Source organism: Clostridium sp. UBA2485 (assembly GCF_002341865.1).
Classification (GTDB): Bacteria; Bacillota; Clostridia; order Clostridiales; family Clostridiaceae; genus Clostridium_J.
Window position 1 is genome coordinate 1 of the sequence record NZ_DDOV01000053.1, and the last position, 25,353, is coordinate 25,353.

At 28.1% G+C, this 25,353-nt stretch carries 28 protein-coding genes and 1 riboswitch; of the genes, 26 read left to right on the plus strand and 2 right to left on the minus strand.

The genetic code is table 11. The annotated features are described in order from the left end of the window. Positions 1-359: 359 nt before the first annotated feature. Complete coding sequence (locus B3603_RS10695; protein WP_291564443.1) at positions 360-1,481, minus strand: IS4 family transposase; 1,122 nt, start codon at positions 1,479-1,481, stop codon at positions 360-362. Positions 1,482-1,837: 356 nt separating this feature from the next. On the opposite strand from B3603_RS10695, the gene B3603_RS10700 reads away from it, so the two are divergent. The 26 genes from B3603_RS10700 (at position 1,838) to B3603_RS10830 (ending at position 24,282) form a co-directional block, all read left to right on the plus strand. Next, positions 1,838-2,812: an ABC transporter ATP-binding protein gene (locus B3603_RS10700; RefSeq protein WP_291564446.1), complete on the plus strand. Its 975-nt coding sequence runs from the start codon at positions 1,838-1,840 to the stop codon at positions 2,810-2,812. Further along, a complete protein-coding gene (locus B3603_RS10705; RefSeq protein ID WP_291564449.1) occupies positions 2,809-3,612 on the plus strand; it encodes an ABC transporter permease in 804 nt (267 codons plus the stop codon). The genes B3603_RS10700 and B3603_RS10705 overlap by 4 nt, the downstream gene beginning before the upstream one ends. Positions 3,613-3,615: 3 nt before the next feature. Then, a complete protein-coding gene (locus tag B3603_RS10710; protein WP_291564452.1) occupies positions 3,616-4,398 on the plus strand; it encodes an ABC transporter permease in 783 nt (260 codons plus the stop codon). 311 nt (positions 4,399-4,709) lie between these two features. Then, positions 4,710-5,207 carry a DUF3888 domain-containing protein gene (locus B3603_RS10715; protein ID WP_291564455.1) on the plus strand — a complete coding sequence of 166 codons (498 nt, stop codon included), beginning with the start codon at positions 4,710-4,712 and terminating at the stop codon, positions 5,205-5,207. Positions 5,208-5,447: 240 nt separating this feature from the next. Continuing rightward, the gene (locus B3603_RS10720; protein ID WP_291564458.1) at positions 5,448-6,071 is read left to right on the plus strand and encodes an HD domain-containing protein; all 624 of its coding nucleotides are present in this window, start codon (positions 5,448-5,450) and stop codon (positions 6,069-6,071) included. A gap of 385 nt (positions 6,072-6,456) precedes the next feature. Further along, positions 6,457-6,951, plus strand: a complete 495-nt coding sequence (locus B3603_RS23115; protein WP_349676808.1) for a Csac_0668 family 2Fe-2S cluster-binding (seleno)protein — start codon at positions 6,457-6,459, stop codon at positions 6,949-6,951. A 608-nt stretch (positions 6,952-7,559) separates the two neighbouring features. Next, the gene (locus tag B3603_RS10735) at positions 7,560-8,177 is read left to right on the plus strand and encodes an NUDIX hydrolase N-terminal domain-containing protein (RefSeq protein WP_291564461.1); all 618 of its coding nucleotides are present in this window, start codon (positions 7,560-7,562) and stop codon (positions 8,175-8,177) included. 138 nt (positions 8,178-8,315) lie between these two features. Then, positions 8,316-9,032, plus strand: a complete 717-nt coding sequence (locus B3603_RS10740) for a class I SAM-dependent methyltransferase (protein ID WP_291564465.1) — start codon at positions 8,316-8,318, stop codon at positions 9,030-9,032. A gap of 63 nt (positions 9,033-9,095) precedes the next feature. Then, the gene (locus tag B3603_RS10745) at positions 9,096-9,461 is read left to right on the plus strand and encodes a hypothetical protein (protein ID WP_291564468.1); all 366 of its coding nucleotides are present in this window, start codon (positions 9,096-9,098) and stop codon (positions 9,459-9,461) included. A gap of 126 nt (positions 9,462-9,587) precedes the next feature. Next, on the plus strand, positions 9,588-9,905 hold the full coding sequence (locus B3603_RS10750) for a hypothetical protein (protein ID WP_291564471.1): 318 nt from the start codon (positions 9,588-9,590) through the stop codon (positions 9,903-9,905). 170 nt (positions 9,906-10,075) lie between these two features. Beyond that, complete coding sequence (locus tag B3603_RS10755) at positions 10,076-10,843, plus strand: DUF5694 domain-containing protein (RefSeq protein ID WP_291564474.1); 768 nt, start codon at positions 10,076-10,078, stop codon at positions 10,841-10,843. A 178-nt stretch (positions 10,844-11,021) separates the two neighbouring features. Beyond that, a complete protein-coding gene (locus tag B3603_RS10760) occupies positions 11,022-11,603 on the plus strand; it encodes a GNAT family N-acetyltransferase (RefSeq protein ID WP_291564478.1) in 582 nt (193 codons plus the stop codon). A gap of 146 nt (positions 11,604-11,749) precedes the next feature. After that, positions 11,750-12,295 carry a GNAT family N-acetyltransferase gene (locus tag B3603_RS10765; protein WP_291564481.1) on the plus strand — a complete coding sequence of 182 codons (546 nt, stop codon included), beginning with the start codon at positions 11,750-11,752 and terminating at the stop codon, positions 12,293-12,295. A 57-nt stretch (positions 12,296-12,352) separates the two neighbouring features. Next, complete coding sequence (locus B3603_RS10770; protein WP_291564484.1) at positions 12,353-13,051, plus strand: radical SAM protein; 699 nt, start codon at positions 12,353-12,355, stop codon at positions 13,049-13,051. A gap of 119 nt (positions 13,052-13,170) precedes the next feature. Beyond that, positions 13,171-13,689, plus strand: coding sequence for a GrpB family protein (locus tag B3603_RS10775; RefSeq protein WP_291564486.1), 519 nt, complete (start codon positions 13,171-13,173; stop codon positions 13,687-13,689). 82 nt (positions 13,690-13,771) lie between these two features. Further along, positions 13,772-14,245: a GNAT family N-acetyltransferase gene (locus B3603_RS10780; RefSeq protein WP_291564489.1), complete on the plus strand. Its 474-nt coding sequence runs from the start codon at positions 13,772-13,774 to the stop codon at positions 14,243-14,245. 171 nt (positions 14,246-14,416) lie between these two features. Then, a complete protein-coding gene (locus B3603_RS10785; protein ID WP_291564493.1) occupies positions 14,417-15,376 on the plus strand; it encodes a phosphotransferase family protein in 960 nt (319 codons plus the stop codon). Positions 15,377-15,419: 43 nt separating this feature from the next. After that, positions 15,420-16,250 (plus strand): class I SAM-dependent methyltransferase, encoded by an 831-nt coding sequence (locus B3603_RS10790; RefSeq protein WP_291564495.1) that lies wholly within the window; start codon positions 15,420-15,422, stop codon positions 16,248-16,250. Positions 16,251-16,561: 311 nt separating this feature from the next. Then, the gene (locus tag B3603_RS10795; protein WP_291564500.1) at positions 16,562-16,975 is read left to right on the plus strand and encodes a hypothetical protein; all 414 of its coding nucleotides are present in this window, start codon (positions 16,562-16,564) and stop codon (positions 16,973-16,975) included. Positions 16,976-17,432: 457 nt separating this feature from the next. Then, the gene (locus B3603_RS10800; RefSeq protein WP_291564503.1) at positions 17,433-19,415 is read left to right on the plus strand and encodes a YgiQ family radical SAM protein; all 1,983 of its coding nucleotides are present in this window, start codon (positions 17,433-17,435) and stop codon (positions 19,413-19,415) included. A gap of 169 nt (positions 19,416-19,584) precedes the next feature. Next, positions 19,585-20,343 (plus strand): alpha/beta hydrolase, encoded by a 759-nt coding sequence (locus tag B3603_RS10805; RefSeq protein ID WP_291564506.1) that lies wholly within the window; start codon positions 19,585-19,587, stop codon positions 20,341-20,343. Positions 20,344-20,356: 13 nt separating this feature from the next. Beyond that, positions 20,357-20,833 carry a hypothetical protein gene (locus tag B3603_RS10810; RefSeq protein ID WP_291564509.1) on the plus strand — a complete coding sequence of 159 codons (477 nt, stop codon included), beginning with the start codon at positions 20,357-20,359 and terminating at the stop codon, positions 20,831-20,833. A 95-nt stretch (positions 20,834-20,928) separates the two neighbouring features. Next, on the plus strand, positions 20,929-22,089 hold the full coding sequence (locus tag B3603_RS10815; RefSeq protein WP_291564512.1) for a MerR family transcriptional regulator: 1,161 nt from the start codon (positions 20,929-20,931) through the stop codon (positions 22,087-22,089). A gap of 84 nt (positions 22,090-22,173) precedes the next feature. Beyond that, entirely contained in the window at positions 22,174-22,905 is a 732-nt protein-coding gene (locus B3603_RS10820) for a sugar phosphate isomerase/epimerase family protein (protein ID WP_291564515.1), read from the plus strand. A gap of 92 nt (positions 22,906-22,997) precedes the next feature. Beyond that, on the plus strand, positions 22,998-23,531 hold the full coding sequence (locus tag B3603_RS10825; RefSeq protein WP_291564518.1) for a GNAT family N-acetyltransferase: 534 nt from the start codon (positions 22,998-23,000) through the stop codon (positions 23,529-23,531). A 109-nt stretch (positions 23,532-23,640) separates the two neighbouring features. Continuing rightward, a complete protein-coding gene (locus tag B3603_RS10830) occupies positions 23,641-24,282 on the plus strand; it encodes a hypothetical protein (protein WP_291564521.1) in 642 nt (213 codons plus the stop codon). A 214-nt stretch (positions 24,283-24,496) separates the two neighbouring features. On the opposite strand, the gene B3603_RS10835 is transcribed toward B3603_RS10830, so the two are convergent. Beyond that, entirely contained in the window at positions 24,497-24,931 is a 435-nt protein-coding gene (locus B3603_RS10835) for a carbohydrate-binding protein (RefSeq protein WP_291564524.1), read from the minus strand. A 25-nt stretch (positions 24,932-24,956) separates the two neighbouring features. After that, positions 24,957-25,039, minus strand: a riboswitch (cyclic di-GMP riboswitch). Between the last annotated feature and the right edge of the window lie 314 nt (positions 25,040-25,353).

Genomic DNA, 25,353 nt, shown 5'->3' on the forward strand with positions numbered 1-25,353 from the left:
GTCAGTCTCACCACCTCTGGGGAACAGTAGTGAAGCCCTTCAGGAGCTCCCCTGAGGTGCAGTATAGGGCGGAACAAGATCAGTGAGCTTATACTACTATTATGGAGATAAGCAATATAATTTAAATATTGTTTAATGCCGCAGATATAGTTCCTTAGCATACTACACCCCAGGGGTTTTAGTGTTGCATCGTTCCAAGAAAAATAAAATATAGAAACACATGTTAATATTTATTTGATAAATTTATAGGTAATTATTGTATTTAATAGCAATTTACATATTTTTATCAATATATTTACAGTAATAATGCAAATATTATTGCGAGTATTTTTTAAAAAAATTTTAAATTTTTGCTAAAATCATGTTCCAAATAGTGGAACATCTTGAACGTTCATTAATAAGTTAGTTCGTATTATTCGTATTACTTTTAACATGGTCATGTTCTTTTTAGATTCTATATTTAAAATTTGCAATAATATATAAGATATTAATGCAGAGTAAATCTGTATTTTGAGTGCATTTTCATTGTGACCTATCCAATGTTTAATTGTTAGGTGTTGCTTAATCCACTTGAAAAAGCACTCAATTTTCCATCTTATTTTATAAAGATAAATTACCTTTCTTGCACATATATTACGCATATTTGTTAATAATCTTATTTCTACCTCTTCATTTTTACTGTTAATATCAGTATAAGTAATTTCCCTATATACTCTTTTATTTTCATCTGTATCTTTATTTTTAATTGCATTGGCACCTAATAATATATCTCTATCTAATACATTGTCTTTTGAACAATATCTTTCCCCACAATAAAACACCTTAGCATCTGTATACAGTGGAGTAATAAATTGAATTTTATCATCATAAAGCGTACTATACCACTTATAGCTACGATATCCTCTATCAAATAAATATATGCTTCCATCATCCATAATAATGTTGTCTATACAATCCATATCCCTAATCTTTGAAGGAAATATATTAACTTTTTCAGGAATATCTTTTGTATAGTTATATAGTATATTAAATTTAATTGAAGATTTTTCACATTCATAATAAAGCTTCGGAGCTAATTTAGCAGCTATTTGAATTGTAGTAGAATCCATAATTTTTATATTTCCTAATTTCTTTGAAGCTTTATTAAACCCAACTCTTTTTACAAAATAGCTCACAATATCTTGAAAAGTTTTTTCGAAAACCTGATAATTTCTTTGTTCATTTTTACGAGATATTTGAGATATACTTGGTAAGTTAAAAAGTTCTTGTATACTTGGTGTTTCCTTATAAACATCAACTAAAGCATGAAGTGAGTTATAATTAGAAACCTGTAGAAATATCATTGATTTTACATGAGAAAAAGTATCAAAAGTTTTTGTTTTGAAATCACTATTGTACGTGTTTGCTAAATAATTTACTTTATTCCTAGAAATTGGTTTAATTAATTTTATAAAAACTTTTTCCATTTTTCTGCTGATCATGATAAATTACCTCCTTTAAAACAATTTTAATAATATTCTTATTAAAATATCAATAAGGTTTCTTTAGGTAATTTAGGATACTTATTCAAAGATACAACACTAAAACCCCAGGGGTTTAAATAGAAAATAGTTACAGATTTAAATTTTATGACTACTTAGTTTTGTTTTAAATATACAATTTTGTTATAAACCCCAGGGGTGGAAGGTTAATGCTTAGAAATATCCATAATTGTGAATTTTGCATTGTGAACTGTGAATTAGATAAAATTATTGCATTGATAGGTCATTATGGTAAAATATATTAGCGCGATGAATAATTAATTAAAAAATACAATTAAAGGATTGGAGGGATCAAAATGATTGAAATGAAAGGAATATCAAAAAGTTTCCGTGTCTCTAAACGAAAAGGAGGGTTAGGTAATGCTTTTAAGTCATTCTTTAAACGGGATTATCAAGTAGTAAATGCACTTGAGGACATATCATTTACTATAGATGAGGGGGAAATGGTAGGATATATAGGACCAAATGGTGCTGGAAAAAGTACTACCATTAAAATAATGAGTGGTATACTTCATCCTGATAGTGGAGAATGTTATGTAAATGGAAAAATTCCATGGAAGGATAGGATAAATTATGTAAGAGACATAGGGGTTGTATTCGGTCAGCGTTCTCAACTTTGGTGGGATGTTCCTGTTGAGGATTCTTTTCAGCTTTTAAAGGATATATATAAAATTCCTGATAAAAGCTTTAAAAATAATATGAATATGATTAGTGATTTACTGGATATTGAAGATATTATTAAAGTGCCAACAAGGCAATTAAGTCTTGGACAGCGTATGAGATGTGAAATAGCAGCATCACTACTACATAATCCTAAGATATTATTTTTAGATGAACCTACTATAGGTCTTGATGCAGTATCCAAAATTGCAGTAAGAGATTTTATAAAAACTATTAATAGAGAAAATAAAACTACTATTATACTTACAACCCACGACACACAAGATATAGATGCTCTTACTAAAAGAATAATTTTAATTGGTCAAGGAAAAGTTTTACTCGATGGTGACTTAGAAGATTTAAAGCAAAAGTTTAATCAAAATAGAAAGATAACTTTAGACTATAATGGTGATATAAATGAATTAACAAAAGGATTAGCTTTTGTAGAAAAATACTCTGGACATGCAGTTGTATCAGTTGATACGGAGATTATATCAATTTCATCTGCCATGTCTTATTTAGCTGAAAAGGTTGAATTAAATGACTTTAGTGTTAACTCAGCTACAGTAGATGATGTAGTAGTTGGTTTATACAAGGAGTATAAGATATGAAGGCATATTTATCATTTTTTAGAATTAGATTTATAAACGGACTTCAATATAGAGTAGCTTCATATGCAGGGATAGTTACTCAATTTGCCTGGGGATTTATGTATATAATGTTATATCAAACCTTTTATAATAGTAATCCCACAATGTCACCTATGGAATTTTCACAGCTTTCAAACTACATATGGCTTCAGCAAGCATTTTTAGCGCTTTTTATGACATGGTTTTTAGATAATGATATTTTTGATTTGATATCAACAGGAAATGTTTCTTATGAATTGTGTAGACCACTAGATATTTATAATATATGGTTTGCTAAAAATTGCTCATTGAGACTTTCAAAAGCGGTTTTAAGATGTGGTCCAATATTGATTATTGCATTTCTCTTACCAGAACCATATAGATTTACTTTACCTAGCTCATATATGTCAGGTATTCTTTTTATTCTTTCTATGTTTTTAGCATTCATTGTAGTTGTATCATATTGTATGTTAGTATATATATTCACTTTTTACACCATTTCTCCTATGGGAGTGAGAATGGCGCTGGTTATGACTGCCGATTTTTTCTCTGGAGCACTTGTACCTTTACCACTTTTACCAGATTGGTTGACTAAATATATATATCTTACACCTTTTGGAGCTATGCAAAACGTTCCATTTAGAATTTACAGCGGAAATATTCCTTTAGATGATATCTTTAGGACAATTACATTACAAATAATTTGGGCTATAGTGCTTATTGTAGTTGGTAAGGCCTTATTATCAAAAACATTAAACCGTGTAGTTGTACAAGGAGGTTAAGGTATGAAACTATATATTAAATATCTTTCTATTCATTTACATTCAGCTATGCAATATAAAACTTCATTTATACTTACTGCAATAGGACAAGCATTAACAACTCTTTTTTCATTTATAAGTATGTATTTTCTTTTTGATAGATTTGGAAGTATTAAGAATTATACCTTTAATGAAGTATTATTGTGCTTTAGTACAATATATATGTCCTTTGCACTAGCAGAGTGTTTTGGTAGAGGATTTGATAGATTTTCTGGGATGATATCTAATGGCGAATTTGATCGAATTATGGTAAGACCTCAAAATGAAATATTGCAGATAATAGGATCTAAGATAGAGCTCACAAAAATTGGGAGATTTGGACAAGCATTTATTGTATTTATTTACGCTATAATTACCTGTGGAGTTCATTGGAATTTGGAAAAAATATTAGCACTTACTTTAATGATAGCAGGTGGAGTATGTTTATTTTTCTGCTTGTTTATAATATATGCATCAATATGTTTTTTCACTTTAGAAGGATTAGAATTTATGAATATTTTTACTGACGGTGGTAGAGAGCTTGCACAATACCCATTAGACATATATAAAGAATGGGTATTAAAATTTTTTACTTTTGTTATTCCGCTTGCATTTATTAATTATTATCCTTTTCTATTTCTTATAGATAAATATCAAGAAGACAAAATTTTTCATATGTTATCGCCAATAATTTCTTTCTTATTTTTAATTCCAACCTATATACTTTGGCGTTTTGGAGTTAGGCACTATAAATCTACAGGGTCATAATTGGGCAATTGAGAATTGAAAATGGACAATTGACAATTGTGGTTGAAATTAGTTTTAATCAAACTAATTTCTTAAATAGATTTTGTAGCGGCGAACAGTGTTCGCCATATCTCCCGCTATAGGAAAACAGTTTAATCAATGGATAATCAAAATAATTAATATTTGATGTGTAAAACATAAAAAAGTATATAAGTTAACGAAAAAATAGCATTGATATTAGCATCATCAATGTTATTTTTATTGACATTTATGCTCAATATTATTCTAATTTCCAGTAAGAATTTAATATTAATGCAGATAATAATACTAATATGAGTGAAAAGAGTGAGATAATGAGAAAGACTAATAAACCTATTATAATGCTAATTATCCTAATGTTAGGATTTCAGGTTATATTTGTTTCTGCTAATACATTATATCCGCCAAATATACCGTATCAGCCACCAGAGCAATCAAGAGAAGAATTATATCAAGATATTTTTATATCATTGTTGTTACCATATATTCAGAATGAAGTTGATAAATACTACTCAAAGTACCTAACGCAGACTCCAATGGTTGCTCCGTACACAGTATATGTACTGAAGGCTGAAAGACCGAATGGTTATAGAACATTCTCTTTTAGATTAAAACTTCAAGTTGATTCCTATATAGGACCACATAACAGTGTGGGACTCGACTACATAACTGTTAAAGTAGAAGGCTTGGGAGATGTTAAAATTGAAAAATTTGAACATATAAAAAGTTATGTGCTACCTCCTAACTACGAGGATATAATTAAGAAAGGTTATAAAAATCCGATTCCTTAAATTAGTGTTATTTTCAATTGTAAAATTTAATAATGTAGATGTAGAACTCTGCACCTAAGGGTTGGAAGATAATTATGTAACGGCGAACAGTGTTCGCCATTTTTTTATTAACAGCTAATTTTCAATTAAACAAGTTATCTTTTATATATTTGTAAAAAAGGAATTTTTTAGTTTGCATTGAATATAGACACAAATAGACAGGATGTGCTTATAAAATAATTTTAAATAAGGGGTAAAAATATGAAAAATTATTTAGAAGAAGGGGTTCCAAGCATAGAGGAAGCAAGATTATTATTGGAGGATGGAAAAAGATTGTTTCCAGGTCCTTGGATAGAACATTCAATTAATGCTGGAAAAGCAGCAGAATTAATAGCAAAGAATTGCAAGGATTTAAATCCAGAGGTTGCATTAGTTCTGGGTATGCTCCATGACATTGGAGTAAGATTCGGGCCAACATATATGAAACATATTTTACTTGGCTATAATTTTGCCATGGAAAAAGGATATCATAAAGTAGCAAGAATTTGTTTAACTCATTCATTTAACTGTAATGACATAAGAAGCAGCTTTGGTAAATGGGATTACTGTAGCGATGAAGAATATAATTTTGTTAAAGATTATATTGAAACTACAAAATATGATGATTATGATAAGTTGATACAATTATGCGATGCATTAGCACTTCCAAGTGGATATTGTTTAATGGAGAAAAGAATGGTTGATGTAGCATTAAGACATGGAATGCATGAACATATCATTGATAAATGGAAGGCAACCTTTGAAACTAAATTATATTTTGAAGAAAAAATGGGGAAATCATTATACAGCGTATTGCCAGGAGTTGTAGAGAATACTTTTAAATAATGCACAATGTACATTTCACAATTCACAATTAAGGAAGAAATTATTTCTTTAGCAAAATAATTTCTTTAANNTTCTCAGTGATAACTGAGAAATTTCCACAATTGTGAATTGTGCATCGTGAATTGTAAATTAAATAAAATTGTCCATTGTCCATCGTCAATTCTCAATTGTTAAAGTATGTGGTTCCAAAGAGTTTTTCTTTCCATTCATGGATTTCAAAGAGAAAAGAGGTATAAATTATAGTTTCAAATGCTTATGAATGATAGAAAGATTTTTGATGCTAAAGAAGAAAAAAATTCAAAGAACAATTATAAATTTTAAATAAAGCTATAGGAAAGACTTAATAATATTACGTCCTAATAGCTTAATTTTGGAGGTATAAAAGATGAAAAGTAAAGACATAAAGATATCTTGTTGAGCAAGTAAAGAAAATTCTGTTGGTTTAACAGAACAATTTTATGCATGTCCTACATGCAATGGAAATACTAAAGAAGTAAGTGGAATAACTGTTAGGCATTTTATAATTGATGATCTTGTAGATAAAGTGAATGAGAGTAATTATCGTATTTGCCTAAATGAAGATTGTGAAGTTGTTTATTATGATTTAGATGAGAATATAATATTTAAAAAGCAAGATATGAAAATTCCCATTTGGTATAAAAAAGACGTCAATCCTAAATATATATGTTACTGTAACCATGTAACGGAAGAACAAATTGTTAATGCAGTCCTTAATGATGGAGCAAAGGATATAAAGGATATTATTAGGCTTACAGGGGCAATGAAGAATGGGAAATGTAAAATTAATAATCCTTTAGGTAAGTGTTGTGGTCCTATTATTCAAGAAACAATCAACAAAATATTGAACATAGAATCCTAGGATATAATTAAAGGGACGGCTTAGACAATGGAGAATTGAAAATTGACGATTGACAATTATGGTGGAAATTAATTTCTTTAAATAGATTTTTAAATAAAAGTGACTTTGTCACTTTGAAAATAAATTTAAAATTTCTCGTATAAATAAGAAGTATCAATAATTCTCCATTGTCAATCGTCAATTTTCAATTGTAAAAGTGGGATATAAAAAATGTTATCTTTAGTAGTTAATGTATAGTAAGTTAAATGATGAATATATCCTAATAAAACCAGTAAATATAAGGGTTTATTAGGATATGTGATTGTAAAGTAAGTATACCTTAAAACTGAATATGAAATAATTATTAAACAGTAGAATAACTATTGTACATATGTTCTAATGATGTTGAAATGTAAGTAATTAGAAGCTATTTAACATTTTAGACATATTAAAAAACTGGAACAAGATAAAAAGAATCTTATCGTTCAGTTGGTGGATTATGAGGAATTGAAATCTGAAAACGAGCGATTAAAACAGAGATTAGCAAAACAATAACTATTTAGACAAATCACAGTTTGTTGAGATGATGATATAAAGTGAAAATACAGAATCTGGAGGAAATACATATCATGAATGATTTTGATACAATAACGAATCTGGCAATGGAATTACAATCAATAGCTCAAATTGGTCTGACTTATACGAAAGATGTTTATGATAAAGAGCGTTTTGAGAGAATAAGAGAAATATCTGCAGAATTAATGGCAATAAAGACAGGATTTCCGATAGAAAAGGTGAAAGAATTATTTTGTAATGAAACAGGATATCAAACTCCTAAAATAGAAACAAGAGCAGTAATCTTTAAAGAAAATAGAATATTGCTTGTAAAAGAAAAGGGGAAATGGTCTCTTCCTGGTGGATGGGTTGACTATAATGAGTCAATTACTTCAAACACAATTAAAGAAGCTAAAGAGGAATCAGGATTAGATGTGAAACCGATAAGGATTATTGCGATACAAGATAGAAATAAACACAATGTTCCCCAATATGCTTATGGGATAGTTAAGGTCTTTGTTCTGTGTGAGGTATTGGGTGGAAGTTTCCAGCAAAACAATGAAACAACAGAAAGCAATTATTTTTCTCTTGAGAATTTACCTATTTTAGATGAGGATAAAAATGTTTACGAACAAATAAAAATGTGTTTTGACGCAATAAAAGATAATAAATGGCAAGTTGTTTTTGATTAAGGATTTTGCTAAATTCCAATTTGTTAAATTGAAAAGAAAGGAGAACGTATTGGACAGTATTTTGTGTATAATAAGTAAAGATTACTGTAAAATCAATGCTTTGAAACATATTATACAGTCATTTACTAAATATAAAAAATGGCAAACGAGTATTCAAAATTATGGTTTGAAGTATTTATGAAAGGTAAAAATGTCTCTGATACTGAGATAGAAGTGAATTTTTTAAAGAAACATCTTCCAATATCAAATTATAAAAAAATATTGGATCTTTGTTGCGGTTATGGTAGACATTCTAATATGTTGGGGGAATATGGATATAATGTGTTAGGAATTGATAGAGATGAGGATGCTTTGATAAAAGCTGAAAAATCAGCTAATAAAAATGTTGAATATTTTTCATATGACATGAGAAATATAGAGAAACTTCCTTATTCTTTTGATGGAATAATTAGCATGTGGCATAGCTTTGGATACTTTAATGATGATGTTAATAATAGCATCATTAGACAAACAAGTAGTTTGTTAAATAAGAGCGGCAGATTTATATTAGATATTTACAATAAAGATTTTTTTGAAAAAAATGTTGGAAAGAGAGAGTTTACTAAAGAAAATCTACTAATAAAAGAAGAAGTAAAAAAAGAAGGAAATAGATTTAATGTAACTCTTAGTTATGATAATACCAATATAATAGACGAGTTTAATTGGTATTTATATTCAAAGGATGAAATTATAAACTTATGCAAAGAGTATAGTTTAATATGTAAGACTGTATGCACTTGGTGTGATGATGGACAAGCTATAGATGAAAATACACCAAGAATGCAACTTGTTTTTGAAAAAAAATTAATTAACTAGAAGTACAATATTTCATATTAAGATAATTTAAAAAGTTAAATAAATTTATATAAGGGAGTAAATATGAAAGTTTTAATAGGGCAACCAATCCATGAGAAAAATATAGAGCAACTTGAAAATGAAATAAAGATGAATAGAGAAATAGATATAGTATTATTTCCAGAAGGATATTTATCCAATGAAAAGATTTTAGAAGAGTCTTGTGAAATAGCTAAAAAATATAATGTGGCTATTATTACATCATACAGATTTAATAATAAAGATAGAGCAATAGTAATAAATAATTGTGGGGAGAAAATTTTAGAAAGAGCTAAAACTTCACCAAACGAAGATGTAGAGCTATATGCCCCACTGGTAGTGGACTATAATAAAACAACAATTGGATATTTACCTGGGCATCTTCAAAAAAATAAAAAGTCAGTATGCTAGACTATTTTGTGACATACTGCGTTGTCAGAACCCAGTGATAGCATAACTATCATTGGAACCTGACGCCTTGTCTGACACAAAATATTCTTGCATCTTTGACTAATTATTTTATTTCAGATACCCTGCATGGAAATCTTAAAAGGTGTAAGAGATTTAAAAAATGTAAATAAAACGATTGATTTTATTGCACATCCAATTGGAGTTGGAATGTTTAGCGATGAGCAATTTGACCAGTGGATAAATGAGGCGAAAAATATTGCAAAAACATATAAAACAATGATAATTGGAACAAGTCATGCAGATGGATCATATAGAAATTGTGGAATATCAATTCCTATTTCATATTGCATTGATAATAATGGAGAAGCTATATACATTTCAAAATCAGATACACGAACACGAATCGTAAATCTATCTACAAAAGAAGTTAGAGTCAATTCTTAATGCTAATAATAATTTTAATGAAGAGATTTTAAAATTGAGAAATAGAAAATAAAAATAGCATCATCATTGGCGCTATTTTTATTTATATAAATAATAATATAAAAGAAGGAAATATGTAGTTTACGTGTAATATATTGTTACAAAACTTTTATTTATGGGGGAAAGAATTTATGAAAGTAGAAAATAGTTTAAACAAAGCACAGGTTATGATATTGGGGTCATATCATTTTGGTAAGTGCGGGGAACATCATGTAAATACTGAAGTAGCAGATGTAATGAGTGATAAAAAACAATTGGAGATTATTGAAGTTGTTGATAAATTATCAAAATTTAAGCCAAACAAAATTGCTGTTGAAGCAAAGGTGACTTCATCAAAAGAATTAAATAATGCTTATCTGGAATATCGTTCAAATAATGGTGAGATAAAAAGCAGTATAATCGAACATCGAAGTGAAATAGTACAATTAGGATTTCGTTTAGCAAATAGACTTAATCATCCTAAAATTTATCCAATAGATATTCCAGCATTTCTACCTTTCGAACCACTTGATGACTACGCTAAAAAGAATTTACCTAAATTGCACGAAAAATTCTATCAAGAAATTTCTAAAACAGCAAAAGAACATGAAGATTTACAAAAGAATAATACTGTTGATGAAATATTAAGTTATCTTAATAATGAAAGTCGAATAGAAATGGAGCATAGTAATTTATATTTGGCTCTAAATCAAGTTGGAGCAGGAAATAAATATTATGGAGCAAATTATATTACTACATGGTATGAGCGTAATATAAAGATCTTTGCTAATCTACAAGCAATATCAGAGCCTGGAGATAGAATTCTAGTAATTTATGGAGCAGGACATTGCAAAATTTTAAGAGATTTTGTCTCTAGCTATAAAGAGATGGAATTAGTAGATGCATTAAAATATCTATAATATATATTTAAAATAAAAAATATTTGGTGTAGGGGCGAACAGTGTTCGCCCTAAAATTTAAATTTTTTTGTTATTAGATATTGTAAACAGTAGTTATATTCGAGAAATAGCATTTTCAGATATAAAAGATAAAATATTTAGTTAGTATTACAAATCTAATTATCTTAGGGGGATATGAATGATAATAAGAGAATATAATGATGCTGATAATTTTCAATGGGTAAGGTGTAGAGTCTTATCCTTTTTAGATAGTGCATACTTTGATAATGTATTAAGGGAAAAAGAACATTATGAAAATCCTTCAATTGAACTAGTAGCAGAAGTAGATAATACGATAGTAGCTTTAATTGATATAGAGTATGAAACAGAAAAAGGAAAAGTTTGCTATAGTGCTAATGGATTAGGAGGGGTCATATGGCATATAGCAGTATTACCGGAATATAGAGGGCTTGGAATTGCAACTTTATTATTAAATGAAGCAATAAATAAATTAAATAATAAAGGTATAAAAAAACTTGAAGCATGGACAAGAGATGATAAGTGGGTAAATGATTGGTATAAAAATAGAGGATTTAACTGGAAAGAATCATATCTACATGTCTACACTGAAGGAAATGAATGTAGAGAGATTACTGAATCTAAAATTAAAAAGTTATTTATATGTAATTGTTTTACACATTATGTAGGGGGAGAAAAAGAAGAAATTAAAAATAGATTTAAAAGAGTTCATGAATGTAATTTGTATGAATTAGTACTTTAAAACTAATTGAAAATCTTCTTATTTTAAAATTAATGTAAAGCTTATATAACTTTTATTACATATTAAAAAGCAAATTTATAGTATCTTCTATTATAATAACGATATAACAGATATACAAAATTTTATAACTGTTGGAGGAATATGGAATGAGGGATTTTTTTCTTACTACGGCAAGATTAGGATTTGCAGTATGGAGTGAAGAAGACTTAAATGATGCTTTAGAGCTTTGGGGTAATGCTAAGGTAACAAAACTAATTGTTGCAGATGGTAAAATGTCAGACAAACAAGTTTATGAGAGGCTAAAAAAAGAGATAGAAATGTATAAAAATTATAATATTCAATATTGGCCAATATACCTTAAAGAAACTAATGAAAATGTAGGCTGTTGTGGATTGAGACCATATGATTATGAAAATAAGATTTTTGAAATGGGTATACATTTAAAAAATAATTATTGGGGAGCTGGCATTGCTGCAGAAGCATGTGTTGCTGCCATTAAATATGCATTTACTAATCTTAATGCTAAGGCAATTTTTGCTGGTCACAATCCTAAAAATACTGCATCTGCTCAATTACTTAAAAAACCTGGATTTACTTATACACATGATGAATTTTATCCACCAACAGGGCTAAATCATCCTTCATATTTAATGACTGAGCAGGAATACAAAATTAAATATATAAATTCATAGTACTTAAATAAATTAATTTAACAAATGTATTAGATTATAGAGATACGTGAATAAGGAGTGATTGAAATAGAAGCATTTTCAATAGGTAAAGTATATAAAGATAAAAATGGATGCAAGACAGTAAATATTAATCCACTTCCAAAAGGATTTTGTAGCTTTGATTGTGTATTTTGTCCATTAGGAAGAACTGATGTAAAAACAGAAGAAAAATTTTTCTTCGATGAAGCAAAAGATTTTATTAATAAGTTATCAAATTTTTTAGATTTAAATGATGTTGATATTGTGTTTATAAATCCTGATGGTGAATCTATGGCAAATGAAGAATTAATAGATATTGTAAAACTCATAAAAGATAAAGGCAGAAAAGTGAAACTTCTGAGTAATGGTTATCTTTTAAACAAAGAGGAAAATAAAGAAGTTCTCGAATTGTGCGATGAGGTTATAGGAGAATTGGCAGTTACAAATGAAAAGTATTTTCAGAAATTGCAAAGGCCTCTTGAAGGTTATACATTAGAAAAATACATCGATAACATGGCTAATTTTAAAAAATGGTTTAAAGGCAAATTTATTTTAGATATTACCATTATAAAAAATTATTCAGATACAGAAGAAGCTATTAACCTATTTAAAGAAATAATTGAAAAAATAAGTCCCGATGAAGTATTTCTAGAGACACCAGATGAAGATAGATTTAAAGGAGCATTTGAAGTAGATAATGAAAGGCTTAATGAAATAAGAAAAAAGTTATGTATTTAAATAAAGATTTATATTGTGGAATATAATATCTAAAGTGAACAATTAAAAATAGACAAGTTGTTGAATTTATTAATTATAAATTAAAGTAAAAATAAGTTATATTAGAGGAGAAATAAATTATGAAAGTAGTTGTTGTTAATTATGACCAAGAATGGACTTCAATGTATAATCAAGAGGCAAAAAAGATAAAAGAAATACTTGGAAAGGAACTAATAGAAATTCATCATATTGGAAGTGCTTCAGTGGAAAATTTAAAGGCTAAACCAATCATTGATATTATGCCAGTAGTGCATGACATTGAAAAAGTAGACCAATATAACGATAAATTTAAAGAATTAGGATATGAACCTATGGGGGAATATGGAATTGAAGGTAGACGATATTTTAGAAAAAGTTTAGAGAATAGAACACATCATGTTCATGTATTTGATGTCAATAATGTTTGTGATATTGAAAGACATCTTGCAGTTAGGGATTATCTAAGAGCTCATCCAAAAGACTCATATGAGTATGGAGAACTTAAGCAAGAACTTGCAAATAAATATCCATCAGATATTGAAGCATACTGTTTAGGTAAGGATTCATTTGTAAAGAATTTGGAGAGAAGAGCAGTTGATTGGTATCATAAATCAAAATAAGCATAATTTGTAGTTAAACATAAGACACATATTAAATCTATATATGTGTTATTTTTAGTATAAGAAAGATGGTGACAATAAAATGAAACTACAACTGAAAAAAGCCACTCAAAAAGATGCTGAAGAATTATTTAATCTACAAATTAAAACATTTATGCCTTTACTTGAAAAATATCAAGACTATGAAATAAGTCCTGCAAATGAAACCCTTGAAAAAACTATAAGCAGGATTAACTACAAATTAGGTGATTATTATAAGATAATCTTTAATAACATGCTTGCAGGTGGAATTCGAATTGTGTGGTGGGAAGACACAACAAGATATAGATTAGGTTCAATATTTGTTGCACCAGAATTTCAGGGAAAAGGCATTGCACAGCAAACAATAAGCATGGTTGAAAAATTATATCCACAAGCTACAACTTGGGAGCTTGATACAATTTTGCAGGAGAAGAAAAATTGCTATTTATATGAGAAAATGGGTTATTGCCAAGATGAAGAAAGAAAAATAATAAATGATAACATGACAATTGTATTTTATAAAAAGTATGTATAGGGACGGTTCATTAGAAATAATAAAAATATAAGAGGCATAAATATTGTATTATCGAAGGATATTAAAACAAACATAAAAGATGATATTTAAATAGGAAAGATTATGTTACTTTCAAATGAGATATTTTGAGGTTTATTTTAAATCATTTATATAGTTGGAGTGTGATGCACTATGGGTTGTAAGCTGGAGAGAATTATTCCTTTTTATGAAATAGATAAAAAAATTGTTAATCATCTTTTTTATCTTTTTGATAGAAATTTAGTAGTGGAAAGTATTACTCCACTGTTAGAAGGCTGTAGGAATACAAATTATGTTGTTCATATAAAGAATAGTGATTCAGTGTTTTTACTTAGAATATTTCCTATTAATGATGAATCATGGAAAAAAGAAAAGAAATTATTAACTGTATTAAAGAATGAAGTACCAGTACAGAAACTATATTTTTTATCTCAAGATGAATCCATTGAATTAAGAACCTTTGCTATTTATGAATTTGCTCAGGGAATAACCCTGCAAAGTGCTATTAATTCTGGATATGTTCTAGAGGATAACTTAATTAGGGATATTGGAAAGACATTAGCATCAATTCATAATCATACCTATACAAATACAAAAGTTGGGTTCTTAGATGATAATCTAGAAGTGAAAAGTTTTTTACCTCCTTTAGAAACATGGTATGAAATGTTTTTAGGTGAAAATGCAAGAGACCGTTTAGGAGCTGAAACGGTAAAAAATATAGAAAAATTGATATTAGCAAACAAAGAAAATTTAGAGCAGATGGATAAACAAGTTTCCTTGGTCCATGGAGATTTTAGACCAACTAATATTTTAGTTCATAATGGAAAATTGAGTTGCATTTTGGACTGGGAGTTTGCTATGGCTGGCCATCCAATATCTGATATAGGTCAATTTTTTAGAGAAGAACAATATCTAAATAAAAATTTAATAGCGATATTTGAAAAAAGTTATTCAGAGGTATCTAAAATAAAGCTTTCAAAGAATTGGTATAAGCTAGGAAAATTAAGAGACCTAGTAAATTTGATTCAAATGATTAATGGAGAAAATAACTTGCTAGAAAAATATAAGAATTTTGAAAAGCTTATAGTATCTACTTTGCAAAATTGCTATTAAGATTAATGATATTTGCCAAATAAAGTGAGAGGGTAAATAAAATATGAATAAAGAAAAACAAAAATTTATAGAAGTGTGGGATAAAGTTGCACCTACATTTGGCAAAATTGGACCTGATTATTGGAATCAATTCGGAGATAGATTAGTTGAACTTTCAAGCATTAATAAAGGTGTAAAAGTGTTAGATATTGGTATGGGCAGGGGAGCTTCACTGTTTTCCGCTATAAATAAAATAAGGGAAAGTGGACATGCTGTAGGCATAGATATTTCAGAAGTTATGGTAAATGAAACATATAAGGATATCTTAAAGCAACATATAGAAAATGCAGAAGTAATACAGATGAATGCAGAAAATTTAAATTTTGATAATAATTCTTTTGATAATGTTATTTGCGGATTTGGTATAGGATATCTCTTATTTAGCGATAATAAATTAAATGATGTATTAAGAGTACTAAAAAGAGATGGTCAAGTTGGATTTAGTATATGGGGAGTACACAAGGATCAAAAATGGCTGACAGAAATAGTTAATAAATATTTAAATACAGATTCAACTAGTGAAAATAGCGATAAAAAACCAGACATTCCACAGTTTAATACATTAGATGGTGCGAAAAAAACATTAGAAGATTCAGGTTTTAGAAATGTCAAAGTTTATCAAGAAGATGCAGATGTTGTTTATAAAAGCAAAGAAGAATGGTGGCAAGAAATGTGGTCTAATGCAGTAAGAACAATTTTTGAAAGAATAGAAGAACTTGGTGATAATAAGCTTAAAGAATTTAAAGTAGATGTACTTAATGGACTTGAAAAATACAGAAAGATAGATGGATTTCATTTTAATATGCCAGTAATATATGCTTTTGGAGAAAAATAATTGAAATAAAGTAAGAGAAAATATATGTCAGGATATAAAGAATATTTAATAATTATATATAATATAAGGTATCTTCAAAAGATGCATAGGACTAGTTAGTATGCTAGTCTATTTTTGGTAATATTTCGTCATAAGAGTCTGCTCATAGCCATGCCATGAGTGGAAATTGTTTCATTACTTGACATAAAATATTCCTTTCATATTTGAGTAGTTATTTTATTTTGATATTTAAATAATAAAGCTGTCAGCCATAAGGTATTAATGATATAATTAATAAATGACTAAATAAAAACGTAAAGTGAGAAGACTAAATGAGAAATGCAAAATTAGAGAAAACAATAATTAAAATAGATAATGACATTGCAGCGATGAATATAGCTAAAAGGTACTTATCAAATTTAGAGGAAATTAATACTGTAAAAGATGACCTAAATAAGAAAAGACAGTTATTAGCTAATGAGTTGTATTATGAAGATCATAAAGCTTATGGAGAGTGCTGTGAAGTTATATCAGAAATGTTAGATGAAGAGTTAGGTAAAAATGAGCAAATAGAATTACTTGAAATCATAAAAGATAAGTTTGGAAGACAATCACCAAATGTAAGCAAAAGAAGCAATGGTCTTAATGCATGGCTTAAAGAACTTGATATTGAATATCATTGGATTGACAATGGTGAAGTTGATTGGGCTACATTAGTTATAACAGGATTTGGATTACATCAGTAAGTATAGTTATATATGAGAAAATAAAGTTCTTAGAGATAATATAAAACTATATCTTTAAGGTTAGCATTCGTCTTTACGGATGAAACTCATCATACTAAGATGTAATAGGTTTACTTTAGGATAGCAAAATTTAAAATTGCAAAGGCTTTTGCAGTAACTTTTACAACAACAAAGGTATGCTAATTTGATAGTTTAGCATACCTTTTTACACTTTATCTTTCAGAAACTTAATTAGGCATCTGAAAAAATAACTAATTAAAGATGTTGAGGATATTTTATATCAGACAAGGCGTCAGGTTCTGTTCATAGTAGCGCTATGGGTGGGTTCTGACAACGCAGTATGATGGAAAATAGGCTAACATACTGGTCTATTATTTTTTGAAGATGCCCAAGTAAAAATTAAAGATATAATGATATAATTTACTATAGATTAACAAGAGATGAGCAGGTGAGGAGAATGAAAAATACATATTTACCAATTAGTAAAGAAGATATGAAAAGCAGAGGATGGGAAGAATTAGATTTTGTTTTAGTTACAGGAGATGCATATATAGATCACCATAGCTTTGGGACTGCAATCATTTCTAGAGTTTTAGAAAATGCAGGTTATAAAGTAGGGATAATAGCTCAACCAGATTGGAAAAATATTGACGACTTCAAAAAATTGGGAAAACCTAGATTGGGATTTTTAGTAAACGCAGGTAATATGGATTCTATGGTTAATCACTATACTGTAAGTAAAAAGCTAAGAGATAAAGATTTTTATTCTCCTGGCGGAAAGATGGGATTAAGGCCAGATAGAGCAACAATTGTTTATTGTAATAAAATTAGAGAAGCATATAAAAATGTCACTATCATAATTGGTGGTATAGAAGCAAGCCTTAGAAGATTTGCTCATTATGATTATTGGGGTGACAAAGTCAGGAAGTCTATGCTTATTGATAGTGGTGCAGACCTTTTAGTATACGGAATGAGTGAAAAGCAAATTGTGGAAATTGCAAACAATTTAAATGATGGCTTGGAATCTAAGTATATTACCCATGTGCCAGGAACCTGTTATGTAGTAGAAGATTTAGAAAATGTAAGTGATTATATTGAAATACCATCATATAAAGAAGTATGTGCAGATAAGAGAAAGCATGCTGAAGCTTTTAAAGTACAATATGAGGAGCAAGATCCAATTAGAGGAAAGACTATAGTACAAAAGCATGCAAACAAATATTTGGTGCAAAACAAACCAGAGATGATATTAAGTAGAGAAGAGCTAGATAAAGTTTACTCTCTTCCATACCAAAAAAATTATCACCCTATTTATGAAGAGCAAGGTGGAATAGCTGCTATAGATGAAGTTAAATTTAGCATAGTTAGCTCAAGAGGATGTTATGGAAACTGTTCTTTTTGTGCCATAACTTTTCATCAAGGAAGAATTGTACAAAGTAGAAGTGAAGATTCAATATTAGAAGAAGCAAAAGAAATTACAGATTTTGAAGACTTTAAAGGATATATTCATGATGTTGGAGGTCCAACTGCAAACTTTAGAGGTCCTGCTTGTAAAAAACAATTAAAGTTTGGAGCTTGTAAAGATAAACAGTGCTTATATCCAAACCCATGTAAGAACATGGACGTAGATCATAGCGAATATCTACAATTACTTAGAAAGGTAAGAAGTTTACCTAAGATTAAAAAGGTATTTGTACGCTCAGGGTTAAGATATGACTACATAATGGCAGATAAAGATGATAAATTTTTTAAAGAACTTATAGAGCATCATGTAAGTGGTCAACTAAAAGTTGCTCCAGAACATGTATCAGCCAATGTTTTAAAATATATGGGAAAACCAGCTGGAAAAACCTATGATAGATTTAGAGAAAAATTCTTTAAAATAAATGAAAAATTAGGGAAAAAACAATACATAATACCGTATTTAATGTCAAGCCATCCAGGAAGTACATTAGATTCAGCAATAGAATTAGCTGAGTATTTGAGAGATATTAATTATCAACCAGAACAGGTTCAAGATTTCTACCCAACCCCTGGAACATTATCAACAGCTATGTTTTATACAGGACTTGACCCATTAACTATGGAAGAAGTTTATATTCCAAAGACTAAGCATGAAAAAGCTATGCAAAGAGCGTTGCTTCAATTTAAAAATCCCAAACATTATAATTTAGTGCATGAAGCATTGACTGAAGCAGGAAGAACGGATTTAATTGGATATGGACCAAAATGCTTAATAAAGCCTAAGGGAAATAAAAATAATGTAGAATATAATAAAAATAAAAAGACAGGTACATATAAATCTAAGGCTAAAGATAAGCCTAACATAAAAGAAAATAATCGAAAAGAAAGTAAGGGAAGATTGAAACAAAATAAACCAAAAGACAGGGTTAAAGGCAATAATAAAAATAATGGAAAAAATAGAGCTAGAGTTCGTTAGAATTATATAACTTTGTAACTTTGATTTATATTTTTAAATTATTATAATCTTAATCAGCGTGACAGTAGTCGCGCTTTTTTTATGTAATAAAGGGAGGATAATATGGTCTAATATGGAATATATTGAAAAATATATTTATATGATGTGGTTATTAAAAAGGGGGATAAATATGGAAAGAATAACTTTTATTAACTCAAGAAATTTAAAATTAGTAGGAAATCTTTTTCCTACTAATTCTAAATCAATAATTATATTTGCTCATGGTTTTATTTCTGATAAGCGTTCAAAGGGGAGGTTTCCTAGACTGACAGAAGCTCTTAATCAATGTGGTTATAATGTTTTGACATTTGATTTTTGTGGATGTGGAGAAAGTGATGACGATAGCATAACTGTTTCTAAAGAAATAGATGATTTAAATTCTGCAATCAAATTTGTAAAATCACTAGGATATAAAAAAATAGGACTTTATGGGCACAGTCTTGGAAGTCTTATTTGCTTAAATTGCTGTAGTTTAGATATAAATACAATGGTTTTATCAGGAGCTTTAACTGGTCCAATGAAATATAATTGGAGTGAACATTTTACAGAAGAACAAATTAAAGAATTAAATCAAAAAGGATATATCACTGAAAATATAGCTGAAGGAATAAGAAAACAAGTAATAATTGATAAACAAATGCTTATGGACTTTGAGTTAACAAATCAAAGTGAACTTATGGAGAATATTCATTGTCCTATTTTGATAATACATGGTAATAATGATGAGGAGGAAAAGCTTCTTTATGAAAATTCTAAAAGAGCAATGACCTTACTTCCTAAGGAGAGTAGACTAGAAATTATTGATGGTGCTGATCATAGTTTTCTCGAATATTATAATACCTTAATTAACTTTACTAAGGAGTGGTTCTTAAATCATTTAGTAAGGTAGAGAAGAGACTTTTATGAAATGTGAAAATAAATTTAAGTATATACTAATAATACTAATGCCTTTAATATTTGTAATTGTCATAGCTAGAGTCCATTTTATCTCAGAAATGTATGTTGCAGTTCCGTGGATTTTTACTATTGCTTTTATTATATTTTGGTTTTGGGCTGGAAAAGTATTTGCAAAGGCAAATCACAATAGAGTAAAGAGTTTTTTTATAGGTAATAGTCTATGGGCTATATCATTCCTTTTTTATCTTTGGCAATTTATATTGGTAAGTGATGCAAATAAAAATTTTATAATAGCAGGAATATCTCAAAATTATATGATACTTATAGTGCCTATAGCAACAAAAATAATGATGATGTTTACTGATACAATTGACGGAACTATTATTTCAATAGTATCTTATATTCTTATGGTTATAATTTTTTCTATAGGATTTATTTATGAATCTGTAAAGAAAAATCATAGTTTACAGGCAAAATTATAATAAAGTTAATAATATTATATTTTAAAGCATTATAACTAGAGATTGACTCCCACCTAAGGTGGGAGCTTAGAATAACTATGAAGGGAGGGAATATCTTGAAAATCGGTGAGTTTGCTAAAAGAGCAGGGGTAACTGTAAAAACATTACTTCATTATGAGAAAATCGGATTATTAAAACCATCATATAAAACTAGCTCTGGATATAGAGTTTATTGTGAAGAAGATTTTTTGAAACTTCAGCAAATTATTACTTTGAAATTTATTGGGTTATCTCTAAATGAGATAAATGAAATTTTATATAAAAGAGAAGAAAATTTGGAAAGTATAATTAGCACCCAAAAAAGTGCTTTAGAAGAAAAGAAAAAACATATAGAATCAGTTATAACTGTCTTTGATAAAGCAGAAAATCAAATAAAAGAAAATGGATTTTTAGAGGTTGAAAAACTTATTGATATTATCAAGATAACTAATATGGAAGGTAAGGTAAAAGAGCAGTATAAAAATGCTGAAAATTTTAATTTAAGAACTAAGCTTCATAGTTATAATATTAATAAAACAGATTGGAATAATTGGTGTTTTAACCAAATGAAATTTCCAAGTAAAGCAAGAATATTAGAATTAGGTTGTGGTACTGGAGATTTATGGCTTAAAAACAGAGAGAGATTAAATAGTAATTGGAAAGTTACTTTGTCTGATTTTTCTACTTCTATGCTCAAGAGTACAAAAGAAAAGTTAGAAAAAATAAATCAAAATTTTATATATAAGGAAATTGATGCACAAAATATTCCTTATGAAGATGAAAGTTTTGATGTAGTAATTGCAAGACATATGCTCTATCTTGTTCCAGATATAGAAAAAGCCTTATCAGAAATAAAAAGAGTTCTTGTTAAAGATGGGATGTTTTATGTCACCGCCAATTCCTGTGAAACCATGAACGAGTTAAATAATATCATAGAAAAATTTGATGCTACCTTAGGGCTCCATAGCAATGGAATGTGTGATAGATTCCAACTTGAAGATGGACAAGCATTATTAGAAAAATATTTTAGTGAAGTTAAGGTGGAAGTCTTAGAAGGAAAGATTGTTACATCTGATATTGATGCTATTGTTTCTTATAAAGCTTCTAGTATAAAAGGAACCTCTGTACTTGTAGGAAAAAAGAAAGATGATTTTAGAAAATATATAGATGATTACATTAAAGAAAAAGTAGATATATCCATAACCACAAAAGCCTGTATATTTGAAGTAAAGAAATAGATAAGGGACGGTTCATTATTTTTTTAGTAATTAAAAAATATTTATATATTTTGATGAACGGTCCCCATTAGATAGGAGAATATGATGATTTACTATGGAAGAAGCATAAGATGGTTTAATGATTATGATAAAGAAGTAAAGTTTTCAATCGATAATGGTTTTGATTTTATGCAGATTTGGTATATGAAAGGCGATATTTCAATAGATAAAATTGAAGGTGATAAAGCAAAGGTTATAAAAGAGCAGGGATTTCCTGTTATAATTCATGCTGTGTTAGATATTAATGAATTTGATGAACATGTATCAAAAATTTTAGATATTTTAAATTATTTTTCACATAAAGAAGTAATAATACATCCTATATGTGAGAGTGAGGAAATAAATAGTAGTACAATTTTCAAACTTACAGAAAAGATTTCATATGCAAATAAAGTATTTTCAAAAGCAGGTATAACTCTATATGTGGAAAACAATAGTAAGTTAGATCCTATTTTTTATAAAACTGAAGAAATAAATATTATGTTTTCAAAAAATCCAAATGTAGAACTACTATTAGATATAGCCCATATAGATAGTTATGACCATCTTAAAAGTATAATTCAAATTAAAAACCCCAAAATACTTCATATTGCAGATAAAAGTTTTAATGCCATTCATGAACATTTACCAGTTGGTAATGGAGAAATAGATTTTAAGTATATCTTTGAGAAAATGCTTAAAGATTTTGATGGTAAGATAATATTCGAAGTTGTAGATGAAGATGAAGTAATAATAAATTCTAAGAATATAATTAAAAAAATTATTGAAGAAAATTAAATATAAATAAGGGACGGTTCATTATTTTTTAGCATTAAAGTATATTACATATTTTAATGAACCGTCCCTTGAATATTAAAAAGGAGATTTTTATGGAGGTAAAAGTAATTTTATCAGATAAAGAAAATTCAAATATAATTAAAAACCTTTATCCACTATATTTATATGATTTGTCTGAGATTTATGGAAATGTACCTAATAAATATGGAATTTATGAAGAAGAGTCTATTAAGACTTTAATGGAACAATATGATCTTCAAAATATATGGTTTGAAAAGCCCGATGAACTTTTTCCTTTTATCATATTTGTTGATGGTAAACCGGCAGGATTTGACTTGGTGGCAGCTAAGCCTTACTCGCCTAATGGAACAGATTATTATATTTATGAGGTCTTTTTACTAAGACCTTATCGTGGTAAAAACATAGCAGAAATAGCTGCAAAACAAGTCTTCGATAAGTTTTCAGGTAAATGGGAGGTTTACACAAATCCTGCTGAAAGAAATATAAAAGGTCAGAAGTTTTGGCATAAAACTATTTCTAATTATACCAATGGGAAATTTGAAGAAGTTTATGGTTCAACCTTCGATGGTGATAAATTAATATTTAGGTTTAATAATATAAAATAAATTATAGAGTTTTAAGTGAACTATAGTAAAATATATTACTAAAATCCTTAAGAATTTCATATCCTAAGTGTGATATAATGAAAACAAAAAAAGGATGGTACAATTTAATATGGATATTAATGATAAAGGTGAATTAGAGATAAATAAAAACTTAGAGGGGTTAGGGGCAAAGGAAATTTGGGAAGTACTATATAATAAAGAATTAAATTGCAAGAAGAATATATTAGAATATATTAGTATTACAAAAGTACTTAAGGCAGGCAATATAACAAGTGAGCAAATACAAGATACATATACATTAATTTATAATAGTATAGATGAAATGAAAGATATTATTAAACCTAATACAATTATGTATTTAAAGAATCAACTAAAAGCACAATTAGGAAAGTATGTTAAGGAAAAAGATCCAAAGCCTATTAATCACTTTATAGAGTTTTTTAAGAAGGCATATCCAGCAAATTACAGAAGAAAAGATTTTACATGGGTACTTATGGATATTAATAAAATTGCAGAGGAGCAAATTTGGACTACATTAATTTATATTAATGGATTGTGTTTAAAAGATAATTACAAACTTAATAAAGAGCAAAAAGAAGACATTATAAAAATGGTAGAATTGTTAGTTAAAAAAAACAACATCAAATATATTAATCAAGTTAAGAGTTTATCTGAGTTACTTAATATTTTAAACATAAAAATAATAACTACAGATGAAGGCTTTAAAGTTAAGTCATCTTCAAAAAAATAACTAGGCAGCATAATAAATTTAAAGGGAAGAGTTAAGTATCATACACTTAAGGTTTAAGGATTAAGCAATATAAGCTTAGTCTTTTTTATCTTTTGATATATAAAAAAAATTCCTCTATTTGAGGAATTTTTAATAATATTTGATATAATTTAAGTATTTTATTCTTGAGTTTAATAATTAAAGACTTTTATAATAATCTAGCCTATGCATAGGACTAAATTTCTCCTACAAGTTTCCATACATACTTTGTTGATGGAGATAATCTAGAGTGATCTACTATACACTCATAAATATTACCTTCATATATAACTCTATCACCTACGTAGTACTTAGTATTTCTTTTCCATTCTTCTCCTATGAGTTTCCACACATACTTTGTTGATGGAGATAATCTAAAGTGATCTACTATACATTCATAAATATTACCTTCATGTATAACTTTATCACTTACATAATATCTAGTATTTTTTGTCCATTTAGGTATAGTAGTTTTATTTCCTTCTACTGAATTGATAACTATGTTAGTTGGTAATTTATCAGTAAGTGTTTTGTGGTTCTCTTGCACAGATGCATTTACATTTACATTAATAGTTCCAGCTAGAACCAATGCCATAATTGTTACTAATGAACAAGTTCTTTTTGATTTCATAAAGAATTCCCCCTAATAATACAATTTTTTAGAAGCCGGTTGCATCAGTAACTTCATATGTTCTAGATGCCCATATACAGAACACACTTCACAGTTTTCTTCTAAATTTAACCAAATTAATAATATCATTTCCAAATTACTCTGTCAATAAAAACCATAAAAGTAATATTAATGAACGGATTTATAAAAGTAAAGTATTTTTAACTATGATTTCTTCTTTTTACAATAATAATTGAAAAGGTAATTAGTTAGTTATGATTATTTATCTTTATATGGAAAAAAAGAAAGGTTATTAATATTTTTGGTAGAATATATTTACAATATAATAACAATTTAACTATGGCCACATAATACAATATTGCATTAATGGAGGATTTCAAAAAAAGTATAGTATGGAAGAAAGGAGGCTTTAGTGAGAGTTG